The sequence below is a fragment of the Paenibacillus marchantiophytorum genome (assembly GCF_014640555.1).
GTDB classification, from domain to species: Bacteria; Bacillota; Bacilli; order Paenibacillales; family NBRC-103111; genus Paenibacillus_E; species Paenibacillus_E marchantiophytorum.
Genome location: NZ_BMHE01000024.1, coordinates 93,620 through 106,531 on the forward strand (window position 1 = coordinate 93,620; position 12,912 = coordinate 106,531).

9 protein-coding genes are annotated in these 12,912 nt (G+C 42.7%); 1 reads left to right on the plus strand and 8 read right to left on the minus strand.

Annotated features, from left to right (window positions below; all coding sequences use genetic code 11):
* Nucleotides 1-145: 145 nt before the first annotated feature.
* Complete coding sequence (locus tag IEY34_RS21205; protein WP_189014894.1) at nt 146-1,294, minus strand: Gfo/Idh/MocA family protein; 1,149 nt, start codon at nt 1,292-1,294, stop codon at nt 146-148.
* 458 nt (nt 1,295-1,752) lie between these two features.
* Nucleotides 1,753-2,946, minus strand: a complete 1,194-nt coding sequence (locus tag IEY34_RS21210) for an ROK family transcriptional regulator (RefSeq protein WP_189014896.1) — start codon at nt 2,944-2,946, stop codon at nt 1,753-1,755.
* Nucleotides 2,947-3,405: 459 nt separating this feature from the next.
* On the opposite strand from IEY34_RS21210, the gene IEY34_RS37880 reads away from it, so the two are divergent.
* Nucleotides 3,406-3,480, plus strand: a complete 75-nt coding sequence (locus tag IEY34_RS37880) for a hypothetical protein (protein ID WP_229757760.1) — start codon at nt 3,406-3,408, stop codon at nt 3,478-3,480.
* A gap of 287 nt (nt 3,481-3,767) precedes the next feature.
* Here the strand turns inward: IEY34_RS37880 and IEY34_RS21220 are convergent, their stop codons facing one another.
* From IEY34_RS21220 to IEY34_RS21245, 6 genes are all read right to left on the minus strand, one after another.
* Complete coding sequence (locus IEY34_RS21220; protein ID WP_189014898.1) at nt 3,768-5,363, minus strand: xylulokinase; 1,596 nt, start codon at nt 5,361-5,363, stop codon at nt 3,768-3,770.
* Between the two features lie 947 nt (nt 5,364-6,310).
* Nucleotides 6,311-7,906, minus strand: a complete 1,596-nt coding sequence (locus tag IEY34_RS21225; RefSeq protein ID WP_189014900.1) for a xylulokinase — start codon at nt 7,904-7,906, stop codon at nt 6,311-6,313.
* 683 nt (nt 7,907-8,589) lie between these two features.
* Nucleotides 8,590-9,567: a glycoside hydrolase family 43 protein gene (locus IEY34_RS21230; protein ID WP_189014902.1), complete on the minus strand. Its 978-nt coding sequence runs from the start codon at nt 9,565-9,567 to the stop codon at nt 8,590-8,592.
* Between the two features lie 68 nt (nt 9,568-9,635).
* Nucleotides 9,636-10,469, minus strand: coding sequence for a formylglycine-generating enzyme family protein (locus IEY34_RS21235; protein WP_189014911.1), 834 nt, complete (start codon nt 10,467-10,469; stop codon nt 9,636-9,638).
* A gap of 198 nt (nt 10,470-10,667) precedes the next feature.
* A complete protein-coding gene (xynA, locus tag IEY34_RS21240; RefSeq protein WP_189014913.1) occupies nt 10,668-11,306 on the minus strand; it encodes an endo-1,4-beta-xylanase XynA in 639 nt (212 codons plus the stop codon).
* A 237-nt stretch (nt 11,307-11,543) separates the two neighbouring features.
* Nucleotides 11,544-12,620: an alpha/beta hydrolase gene (locus tag IEY34_RS21245; RefSeq protein WP_189014915.1), complete on the minus strand. Its 1,077-nt coding sequence runs from the start codon at nt 12,618-12,620 to the stop codon at nt 11,544-11,546.
* Between the last annotated feature and the right edge of the window lie 292 nt (nt 12,621-12,912).

The following is a 12,912-nucleotide window of genomic DNA, read 5'->3' on the forward strand; positions in this document are numbered from 1 at the left end:
TTATTAGCATAGAAAAAAAGAGTTATCCGGACAATTGATAAATCCGACATCTAATGTTGATCATTCTGATATCAACGGAGACAACCAAAAAACCATCTCGCAATGACGCCATTGTGCGATGGTTTTTTTGGTTATTATGTACTTCTTAGATAGATTTGACATGCTCCCATGTGCCAGTTTTTACACTTCTCACAATAGCATCGTTGATAAGCATAATTTGATACCCTTCTTTGAATGTGGCGACAGAGTGAGAAATTGCATCATTATTTACGACCGCCTCATAAAAGTTATGCATCATATTTTTAAGACTGTCTGTCCAACCTTCTTCATGACCGCTTGGGTAATGTAAGAATGGTAACGCTTTCTTTTTGAGTAAACTTGGATCTCTAAGTATGGTTTCACTCGGTTTATCCCTATAGCCCATCTGCAGGCGGAATGGCTCCTCTTGCTTCCAGGTTCCAGAAGAAATTAACCCATCCAAGTTTATCTCAAGGGCATTTTTCTTGCCCGCAGATACTTGAGAAACGGTAAGTACCCCCCGAGCTCCATTACTAAACTTCACCATAACCGAACAATAATCTTCGGTATTAATATCTACCAGATTCACACTAACATCTGAGTTCACCTCAAAGGATGCACCGCTTTTACTTGGCTTATAACGTTTAGGATGAACAACCGAAATATCAGCTAGAACTTCTACGATTCTAAGATCCGTCACATATTGTACGAGATCAAAAAGGTGGGAACCTATATCACTTATCGCTCGTGTCTCGCCTCCGTATTGAGGTTCCATGCGCCAATTGTAGTCTGTATTGTAAAGAAGCCAGTCCTGTAAGTAACTCCCTCGAATAATTCGGATTTCACCAAGATCATTGTCTTGGACCATATTTTTCAGTTGTTGAACCATAGGAAACTGCCTGTAGTTATAATTAATCCCCGTAATTAGCCCCTTTACTTGGGCTAATTCATAAAGTTCCTTAGCTTCTTCGCTTGTAAGAGTTAAAGGTTTCTCCGAAAGTAGATGTTTCCCGTGCAGTAACGCTTGTTTATTTATTTCAAAATGAAGGTGGTTTGGCGTACAGTTGTGCACAACCTCAATCTCATCGTCACGCAACAGATCCATGTAATTTCCGTATGCCTTCGGAATCTTAAGAGAGCTTGCATACTCATCTGCGTGAAGCTGACTACTTTGTCCTATAGCCACGATATCAACAAATCCCAATCTTCTTATTGCTTCAAGATGGGCTTTCCCTATAAAACCAGCTCCAATAATTGCGGTTTTTATTTTTTTCATAACATCCCTCCATACTTTTGACTATATCAGTTATACTTTTAACGGTCAACGTTAAAAGTAGCGATAAAGAAAAACGGCGTCACCGCCCTGATAAATCAGCCTCTTCTTAGCTAGGAACAGAGGGGAGGGAACTAGAGGACGCTAATTAGGCGAAAATCAGGGATTTGTGGGTAATAGCGGAACTACAGGGTCTTATTTCCACAAGAAGCATCAAAATTCCCATAAAACAGCAAAATAACGTACTGTAGTTCCCTCAACCTCCCGATAATGTCACTTTTGGCTAGAATAGCGTACTGTAGTTCCCTCCCGATAATGACACTTTTGGCTACAATAGCACACCGTAGTTCCCTCCCTCCGCGCGAGGCAGCTGGAGTAACTCCGCGTTCACTCGAAAATGTTAAAAAAATAAACACACACCTTCTCCCAGAGTAAAAAGTGTGTGTTTATTCATATTTTCGTTAAAGAATGCCTTTCAGTTCATCGTCAGTCGATTGAATGATAAGTTGATCAATAGCCATAAAGGCGCCGCCAATAAGACTCGCCATTTCGCCAAGACTCGATTTATTTATGATTAAATTTCTCGTAGCGAGTGGTAATGACCTCTGATAAACACTTTGGCGTATAGCAGCCAGAAAAATGTCTCCAAACTCCGCAACCTTTCCTCCAATAATGATAAGGTCAGGATTAGCGAAATTAACGATTGAAGCAATCACTCTTCCGATCAAATTTCCACTTTCGCGGATCAGTTCTACAGATACTGGATCCAGTTGCAGGACCCCAGTCCCTATATCATCAAGTGTCAATTCGCCGCGACTACCCAGCCTCTGCAGTAAAAAATGGCTGTTATTGGAACGCGCACGCTCTTTTCCTTTTGAAAGGATGGCTTTTCCCCCTGCGGAAGCTTCTAGACACCCTCTATTTCCACACCAGCACACGACATCCGCCCCGATATCATAATGGCCGATATCCCCTGCACTTCCTGTGGATCCTCTATACAGCACTCCATTATAAATAATCCCTGAACCAATCCCGCTGTCTACATTCACATAGATGATATTGCTGTATGCGAACTGTAATCCCTTAGCATGTTCCCCTAGTGCCATAATATTCACATCATTATCAACAAAGCAAGGGCAATCGAAATATTTCGACCAAAACTCCCTGATCGGATAACAATCCCAACCGGGCATTAACGGGGGTGAAATGGGAACACCCCTCGAGAAATCAACAGGCCCTGGTATGCCAATGCCAATACCTTTGACAGAAGTACGATCAAAGTTATTTTCTATAATCATTTGATCAACAAGTTTACGGATATGCGTCAAAATAGGAATGGGGCCATCCCCGATTTGAATTTCGCAGGTTGTTACACAAATGATTTCGCAATTAAAGTTTGTAAAGGCAAGGCGAACAAAAGTAGTGCCTAATTCAATAGACAGAATTAATCCTATATGTTTATTTAATGCATACTGCCTAGGTTTCCTTCCACCTGATGAAACCCCAATTCTTGATATCTCGATTAACTTTTCTTCAAGTAACCGATCCACATGTACAGAGATGGCTGACAAAGATAAGCCCGTTGCTTCAGCTAAATCGGCTTTCGACAGCGGGAACTTTGCTCTCCTAATCCTCTGGAGAACATTAGCCGTCATGGAGTGCATCTCATTTCACCACTTTCATCCGTGTCCATTCGTATAATAAATTATTATTTTAACTCTTTTCATTCCATTTTGACAAGGACTTTACGAGAGCGGCCGTTTTAAAAATCCAAAGGAAAGCTGGCTCTAAGGTTCGCTCTTCATGCGTACCGCGGATGCTTGGATGTTACCCTTGAATCCGCTCAATCTCCCGTTGTGCAGACGAAGGTGGATAACCCCTTACTTTTTTAAACATCCGGTGGTGTTAAATTATATGTCCCCCCCGAGTTTCTATTTAATAATGAACATGTGAATATATTTGCACCAGAACGGTGAGAAAGTCTACATCCAAAGTAAGCTTATTCCGGAGACCAACTGGTACATGGTCATGATCGTTCCTTTTCAAGAGTTCCTATCGGAAAGGCGCTTCAAGCACAAATAAATTCCCATTTTCTTTATAATACGCTAGATCTGATCAATTGGATGGCACCAAAGCAAATGATTCAAGAAACAAGAAATGTCGTTCAGGCTCTTGCGAAATTGGTATAACAGAAAAAAAGCTGAATGAGCTATTAACCAATAAACTGGAAAGCAAGAACGGCAGTAGTTTTGGTATCTTAAATATTAACGAGAGGATTAAACTATTATACGGGAATGAGTACTGGGTAATTGTAAGAAGCGAGTATGGTACAAGTACGACTGTGGAAATTCGAATTCCAACTTCTATCACCTGATTGTATGACGCTTATGCAGCCCCATTATGATAAAGAGGCACTGCCATTAGCAATGCCTCCTTATCTGGTTATCTGACTAAGTGAATTACTTCAGAATAACTCTTATATACTCTCCACAGCAGCCTTTTCAATCATCAAGCCTTTTTTGTATCTCTCCATAAAGATTTTAAATCCAGCTACATCCTTCTGTTCAGGTTGTAATGTCCTGCCTGCTTTTTCCGCAAATACTTTTTTGCTCAAGTAATCATCTAAAGACTCTTGTTTCTCTTTGGAAATCATGTAAGAAGCGAGCAGTGCAATTCCCCAAGCTCCCCCCTCACCTGCTGACTCCATCACGGCAACAGGAACATTCAATGCAGCTGCCATCATCTTCTGCCCGACACCTTCCGTCTTGAAAAATCCTCCATGACCTAAGATTTTCTCCAACTTTGCACTTTCTTGTTTTAATAGGATATCCATGCCGATTTTCAGCGCTCCTAAAGAAGTATATAAATGAGTTCGCATAAAGTTTGCTAAGTTGAAATTACTACCAGATGAGCGCACAAATAATGGACGTCCTTCTTCAAAATGTGTGATGTGCTCACCCGAAAGATAGCCATAAGCCAGTAAGCCACCACAATCTGGCTCACCTTGCAGCGCCAAGTTATATAGCGTACTGTACAATTGGCTTTTATCTATCTGTTGTCCTAGTACCTTCGCAAATTCATCGAATACACCTAACCACGCATTGAGATCGGAAGTACAATTGTTGGAATGTGCCATAGCAACCAAACTTCCCGTTGGTGTGGTAACAAGATCGATTTCAGAGTACACTTTCGAGAGTTCTTTCTCGAGTACGACCATCGCAAAAACAGAAGTGCCCGCAGATACATTTCCTGTTCGTTCAGCGATGCTATTGGTTGCAACCATACCGGTACCTGCATCTCCCTCGGGAGGACATACGGGTATACCCGCCATTAAATCTCCGCGAACATCTAACAGTCTTGCGCCTTCCTCAGTGAGAACACCTCCATTCTCTCCTGCGACTAGCACTTCAGGCAAAATGTTCTCTAGTTTCCAAGATTGCTTATATGCCGTAGTTAGATCATTAAATTTTCTGATCATGTCAGTATTAAATTTTTTAGTAGCTAAGTCTATTGGAAATACACCAGAAGCTTCACCAATGCCTAATACTTTTCGTCCAGTAAGTTTCCAATGAATATATCCTGCTAGTGTAGTAATGAAAGCAATCTGGGGAACATGAGTTTCCTGATTAAGCATAGCCTGATAAAGATGAGCAATACTCCACCGCTGCGGAATGTGATAGTTAAATGCTTCTGTTAGAACGTGCGAAGCTTGTTCAGTTATGTTGTTTCTCCATGTACGAAACGGTACCAACTGCTCACCTTTCTGATCAAAAGCCATATATCCATGCATCATTCCACTGAACCCTATTGCTCCAATTGTTTGTAACGGTACGCCAAAAGTGCTGCTTACCTCATTTGCCAAGTTTTGATAACATGCCTGCAGACCCTTCCAGACATCTTCTAGGCTATAGGTCCAAATATGATCTAGGTAGTTATTTTCCCAATCATAACTGCTCGAAGCAATTGGATTATAGCTTTCATCAATTAATACGGCTTTAATTCTCGTAGAACCGAACTCGATACCTAACGAGGTTCTACCCTTCTGAATCGCACTTCTCATTTCACCATTCATCAAATATTCCTCCATATCTAATAAAAGAACAACGGCTGTGCTCATGTATTTCGAAGTGAGCAATTTACAAGTGTAATTTTAACTTATACATACAAATTTTTCTATATTCTTATTAAAATCGCTAACTCCAACGATCACGGTGAATCACAGATTTTCGCAGAGCCAAACGTTCTCTACGAGGAAGCTGTATTTATTCCAATTATCTCCAAATTGATAAGAAAACCGGCGTCGCCGCCCTGAGAGATGAGCATCTTCATAACGGTTTTCAGCAATCTAGCGGATCCTATTCCCTTTGGGCTTTGAAATGACAGAGATCGTCGTGTGAAAAGGAACTATGATCCGCTAAATGGCGGGAACTGGGGTAAACGTAGCCTGAAAGGGAACTGAGATCCGCTATGTACGCGGAACCTGCTGATTCCAACCAGGAAAAGGTGAAATAGCGGATCGTAGTTCCCTCTGGCGTCGAAAATGGCTGTTTTCAGAATTATAGCGTACTGTAGTTCCCTCCCTCCGCACGAGGCAGCTGGAGTAACTCCGCGTTCACTGGAATACATAATAATTTTCATATATCAAGGGAAACTTAGCCTGCACCTAGGTTTTCAAGGCCCTGCACCTTCGCAAGCCCCCTTACGAACTCAATACCCTTTATTCGGCCAAAATTGCTCATGCTGAAAATCTAATGAATGCCAGATGCGCTAATGCAACCAATTGATAACCATTCAGCCAATAAAGTACCGGGTAACACCAATCCAGTTCATTACGTCTCAAAAGCAGCCATTTTCTCGTCTTTAAGCATCCTGCAGTTCATTAGATATAATCTGCCCGTCTTACTTGAATGAACAAAAAAAGGAGCTACCGTGAGGCAAGCTCCTTCACTATCGTTATAAACTAACTTTCCATCCCCAAACCGTACAAGCGGCTCCCGCTGCTTCCGCTCTTCCCCGCCCTTATAAATACTCTACAGCGGCCCTTTCTATTGCCAACCCTTGTTTGTACCTTTGCATAAATACATTAAAACCATTAACGTCCTTTTGCTCAGGTAATAGGGTCTTACCGACTTTCTCTGCAAATATCTTTGTAGTCAAATAATCATCTAAAGTCTCGTTCTCCTCTTTCTCAATCATGAAAGAAGCAAGCAGCGCAATTCCCCAGGCCCCTCCTTCACCTGCTGATTCCATGACGGAGACAGGAACATTCAAGGCAGCTGCCATAATTTTCTGCCCGACACCTTCCGTCTTGAAGAAACCGCCATGACCCAGGATTTTCTCCAACTTCGCATTTTCTTGTTGCAATAGAATGTCCATTCCAATTTTAAGTGCTCCCAATGAGGTAAACAGATGGGTTCGCATAAAGTTCGCTAAGTTGAAATTACTATTCGATGAACGCACAAATAATGGACGTCCTTCTTCAAAATGCGTGATATGCTCGCCAGAAAGATAGCCATAAGCTAACAAGCCACCACCGTCTGGATCGCCTTGCAGCGCTAAATTATATAGCGTGTTGTATAATTGATTTTTATCTATATGTTGTCCTAATGCTTTTGCAAATTCATCAAATAATCCTACCCATGCATTGAGATCAGATGTACAGTTATTAGAATGCGCCATAGCAACCAGACTACCAGTAGGTGTGGTAACAAGATCGATCTCAGCGTACACTTTAGAGAGTTCCTTTTCCAATACAACCATGGCAAAAACGGAAGTGCCGGCAGATACATTCCCTGTTCGCTCAGCAATACTATTCGTTGCAACCATCCCCGTCCCGGCATCTCCCTCAGGTGGACAGATCGGAATTCCTGCCTTTAACTCTCCGCTACTATCTAGAAGTCTTGCACCTTCCTCTGTGAGAACACCGCCATTGTCTCCTGCCACTAACACTTCGGGCAAAATGTTCTCAAGTTTCCACGATAGTTCTCTATCCTTAATTAACTGATTGAATTTCCCAATCATATGGGCACTAAATTTTTTGGTAACTAAGTCAATTGGAAATACGCCAGAAGCTTCGCCTATGCCGAGTACTTTTTGTCCAGTGAGTTTCCAGTGAATGTACCCGGCCAATGTGGTTTGGAAATTAATTTGGTTAATGTGATCTTCCTGATTGAGAATGGCTTGATAGAGATGAGCGATGCTCCAACGTTGCGGGATGTGATAGTTGAATACTTCTGTTAGAACACTCGATGCTTGTTCTGTAATATTATTTCGCCAAGTACGGAACGGAACTAATTGCTCACCAACCTCATTAAATACCATATATCCATGCATCATGCCGCTAAACCCAATTGCTCCAATGGTTTGTAAAGGAACTCCATAGCGAGACTTCACTTCAGAAGCCATCTTCTGATAACAATCTTGTAGTCCATTCCAAATGTCCTCTAAGCTGTATGTCCAAATGTGGTCAACATAGCTGTTCTCCCATTCAAAACTGCCGGATGCAATTGGAGAGTAGTCTTCCCCGATTAGAACAGCCTTAATTCTTGTCGAACCAAACTCAATACCCAGAGATGTTTTTCCGTTTAAAATAGCATTTTTAATGTCATAGCCCATTGACTATTCCTCCACTCATCTATACAATTGCATAGGCCCTGCCCCATGTAAAAAGGGAAGGGCCATATTTCATTTCGTTATCGACTATTTCAACTTCCAAAGCATATCATCGATGCCAGTCCTGTCTATGTCATTAATTTTACACCAAATTATTGTACTTGTACATACAACTTCAAGAAATTTATTTGTTTCATCTAAAATATTCATATTGGTACGTACAAGTTAGGCAGTAAGAAATTACCCTCATTTGCTTAGTCTCGGCGATTTTCTGACCGTTAGCGGTGCTCCAATCCTGGATTGACAGATATTTGTCATTGTTCAAGGATTTTATGGAATCTCGCTTTTAATATATCTAGGCCATATTGTTTGTGTAAATCACCTAACGGTTCATAATAGTTGCCTGCTACCATTTGACTCTAGTGAACCCAAGGTGCATCGAATACTAAGTTCTCAAAACCCATTGCTGTGAAAGCGCTGTTAATTACACCAAAATCATAATTGAATAAGTTGTAAACAATTGAACTACCCCGCCAAGCTCACTCTGGCTTCCATCTTAACAGTACAGCGCAGCTGCCGCTCTTCTTCCCCTACGAAAGGGCAAGTTCTCGCGTCGTCAAATTCTTGTCGTCCGACAAAATAGGTGCCCCCTGTTTCGGCAGAGTCATAGAATACCATTTTCTCCGTTAATCAGGATAGATCATCCGAATCGTACCATCTTCGTTATAGGATAACTCCGTATATTTGACGCAACGCTTGTGGTTAACGCCTTCGGACAAAGAACTGTCATGGTAAAATAAGTACCATTTGTCCTTGAACTGGACTATGGAGTGATGAGTGGTCCAGCCGATAACCGGAGGTAAGATCGTGCCCTTGAAGGTATACGGTCCCAACGGATTCCGACTGATGGCATATACTAATTTATGGGTGGTGCCCGTGGAGTAGGACAAGTAGTACCAGCCGTTATATTTGTGTACCCACGGTCCTTCAAAATAGCGCCTATTCTCGTCTCCAGCGAGAATCGGGCTGCCGTTTGCGTCAACAATCGAAATTTCTAGAGGAGCGGTTTGAAATGACAGCATGTCCGCGCTCAGCAGAGCGACCCGAGGACCTATCGCAGGAGCCTCCGCCGCCGGCCCCACCGCTTCCGGCTCGAAAGTACTGGTCTGCCATTTTTCCAATTGGCCGCCCCAAAGACCGCCGAAATAAATGTAAGCCCGATTATCGTCATCAACAAGCACGGCTGGGTCGATACTGAAGCTTTCCTTGATATAAGACGGTTGAGGAAGAAAAGGACCGGCCGGCGAAGTGCTTGTCGCCACACCGATTCGAAAAATCCCATCATGATCCCGAGCAGGAAAGTACAAGAAATAGGTTCCAGCCTTAAAAGCAGCATCAGGAGCCCAGAGTTGTTTGGAAGCCCAGGGAATATCTTTGAGATGAAGGACTTGGCCATGGTCGATAACGGGGGACTCGAAGCCATCCATGGATAGAACATGATAATCTTCCATTGCATATTGGTCCCCGTTGTCATTATCAGTGCCGTCATGATCGAGATCGTGTGACGGGTAGATGAAAATTTTCCCCTCAAATACGTGTGCCGAAGGATCGGCAGTGAAGATATGGGTAACCAGCGGGTGATGAGGTTTCGGTAATTTGTGCATACTTGCGCTCCTCCTGCTTTATAGTGTGTTTGTTTGTTACGTCTCTGGTCATTATGCCTCGTTCCCGATTACTCGCCGCGACACACACGAAAACCCTGATCGGGGCCAAAGCCATTCGCCTCAAACTTGCCTCGAAAAGATAACTGGCTGTTGCTGACGTCGCCAATCCAACCGCCGCCCTTCGCAACCCGGTAAGACCCGCTATTGCTATCCAAGTCTCCGTACCAGTTCCAGCTCCATTCCCTTACATTGCCTGACATATCGTAAAGTCCTAACTCGTTGGGTTTCTTGTCACCGATAGATTTTGTTTTATTATGGTTATTTTCTATCGCAGGCCAGTTCCAATCACCCGATAAGTATTTATCTCCAGCGTTTTTCCAATACCATGCTACTTCATCTGCCTTATTGCTTCCGCTGTAAGTGTAACTCTTGCTCATTTGACCTCCACCTGCAGCATATTCCCACTCCGCTTCTGTCGGCAATCGGTAACCATTAGCTTCAGCATTGATCGTTACTGTCCATTTTATATTATCGTTATCACTCTTATTATTCGGGTCTATTTTATTCTTATCTATATTGTAGTACGGTTTTAAGCCCTCTTTTATACTTCTTTTAATACAGTAGTCAACAACGTCGTACCAGCTCACCATTTCTACCGGCAAATTGTCGCCTTTGAATTCGGAGGGATTACTTCCCATTACCTCAATCCACTCTTTTTGAGTTAACTCATATTTACCGATATAAAAGTTCGATATTTTCACGCTTTTTCCATAGTAGTTGGACTTTGTGTTCATAAAAGTCCCGCCTTTGACTAGTACAAAGTTATCATTCTTTTCAGGTTTTTCTTGCGAACAAGCGCTGACAACAACCACCATTAAAAAGAAAATTAATAGCTTTATCATAGATTATCTCCTTTAAACTGAGGAAAAAGGGATCGGTTCCCTCCATAATACATATGGTTTCAGATATGTAGATTTGACATAGATAAGGCCGCCGGCTGTGAGACCGGCAGACCTTAGCCATATCAATGATTAAAGGACTTTCTCAATCTTCTAGAAACGGTCAGGCGCCCGTCAGTTGCCCTGCTTGCAGGTGAGCTGTTACCACACCGTTACGTTAGAGCTCCCACTACTTTGATAGCCCTCTGTCGCTAATACCTGGTACGTCCAACTACTCCCCAGATTCATTCCTTTACTCTGCCATGCGTTAACGTGGTTACTGAACGTGATAGCAACGTTGCTACCGGTCGCTCTCTTCGACTGTCGGACACTCCAGTACTGGGTGAAAGTTTGTGTGCCGTCAATGGAAGGTGCGTTGGTTCGCGTAGCCGTATATATGTCATAAGTGCCCCCATCACTGGTCACAGTGCCTTTATACGTTCCAGTAGGTCTATATGTTCCCCAGCTATCAACGACGTAATATTCGATGAGTGAGTTTCTCGTCCACCCATAGAGTGTCAAATACCCATTGCCGGACGGTGCCCAGACGCCAGCATTGTAGTTTATTGTCCTAGTTGCTGATCCGATATTCCAGCCTTTACCGACAACGAAATTTCCCGAATTTGTCCAGTTGACGCTGTAATTACCACCAGATCCATTAACAGCGTTTACAGTTCCACCGCCATCGGTCCAATTTTGCCAGTAGTCTGTCGCTGCAATTGCGGTTGTTGCAAACATGCTGGTACAACCTACTGTCGCTGCAAGAACTAACGTCAAGAACTTCTTTTTAAACTTTAACATAGTCTACCTCCTAAAATTTTTTTATTTGTCACAACGTACCTACATACTACTTGAGTATTACCCTTTGTAAATGACCTCCTCCCTAAGTAAATTATAGTACGTAAGCGCATACATGACATTTAACAAATTAAAGAATATTGCCCCTATTTTTAACTCAATGTTTAAAAATATGGAAACTAACCCTAGCTCGCTCGGTTGTTAATACAAGTAGACAAGAGCTCGCAGCGGCAATACTCATTACAGTGTTTTCATCACAACATGGGACCTTACATGATCATCACAATTTCTGAATATCAATCGACTAAAATTGTACGCACCGTTATTCCAAACATGGAAATCATGAAAGCCATCTTTAATCAGAATTTGATAGTAATGATTAAGTTGATCCCCCGCTTGGCGTATAAGCCCATCTATCGATTTTATATAGCTGCCAATGGCTACTCCGTCCGCATCGCCGCAGGTGGTATATAGCAAATGAAGATTATGGACGCAAGACGCAAGACTGACTCCAAGGGTTTTGCCTTCACTCGACGTAGGAGCGTTTGAAAAAGCCCCTACATAAGCGAACAAATCTACCATACCTGGTGCGAGTACAGTCTTATCCAACCCATTGTTCCAAGGACTCTCCGTGCGGGTGATTCGCGTCGAATCATGCCGGCAACCGCCGAGGATCAGATTCAGGGCTTGCATTCCCCCCATAGAGAGCCCCGCGATCGCTCTGCGCGTGCGATTAAATAGGATGCCCTCTTGTGAGGTTTCTGTTATATCTGCTGCGGTTTTGTAATGCGATTCTATAAATGGAATCAGATCGTATCTCAGCTCATAATCAAAGTAATAGAAACCTAGCATATTGGTTCCTTCAGGTTTGAAGGAAGTGTCTGTCCAGTCATACGCGCTTCTTCCGTTGGGAAATACGACGATCAACGGATCGATATCACCGTTTGCTATGAGATTGTCAAATAGATTGCAAATGATGAATTGTCCGTCAGCTTTACCGTTGCTGCTTAACCACTCAGAATGATCTCCGCCTACGCCATGAAGCAAATACAATACATTGTATCTGACAGAATTGTCGTTTGGGTCATAAGCGGCAGGCAAGTAGACGTTGCACTTCTTCCATATGGCATCTCCCGCAACGGTTTCTCTTCCTGCTTCACGGCTATCGATGATCCGATCTGTTACAAGCTGTCGAGTCAAATGAATATAGTTGCTTACCTTATAGGTAACCTCTTGAATCGTACCTTGAAGCCCTTCATTAACTGAAACTGGCCTAAAATATTCGGCAGGCACTGCCTTCACATTCATGCTGCTCATGGCTCATTAGTCTCCCTTAAGATAAATATGTGTTCCCAGTTAACCCCATCCCACTCCGGCAGCTCCATAAGAAAAACGGCTTCGCCGCCCTGATAAATCAGCCTCTTCTTAGCGGCAAAAAGTAGGGTTGCGAGGGTAATAGCGGAACTACAGGGTCTTATTTCCACAAAAAGTAACTACTTAGGTCTACCCAAAATTTTGTTGGATATTTTCTTCGTTGGCACAAGGGAATATGAATAAATATGGAGAATAGAGATTTATTCCATATTAGGGACGTGAGCCAATTGAAATG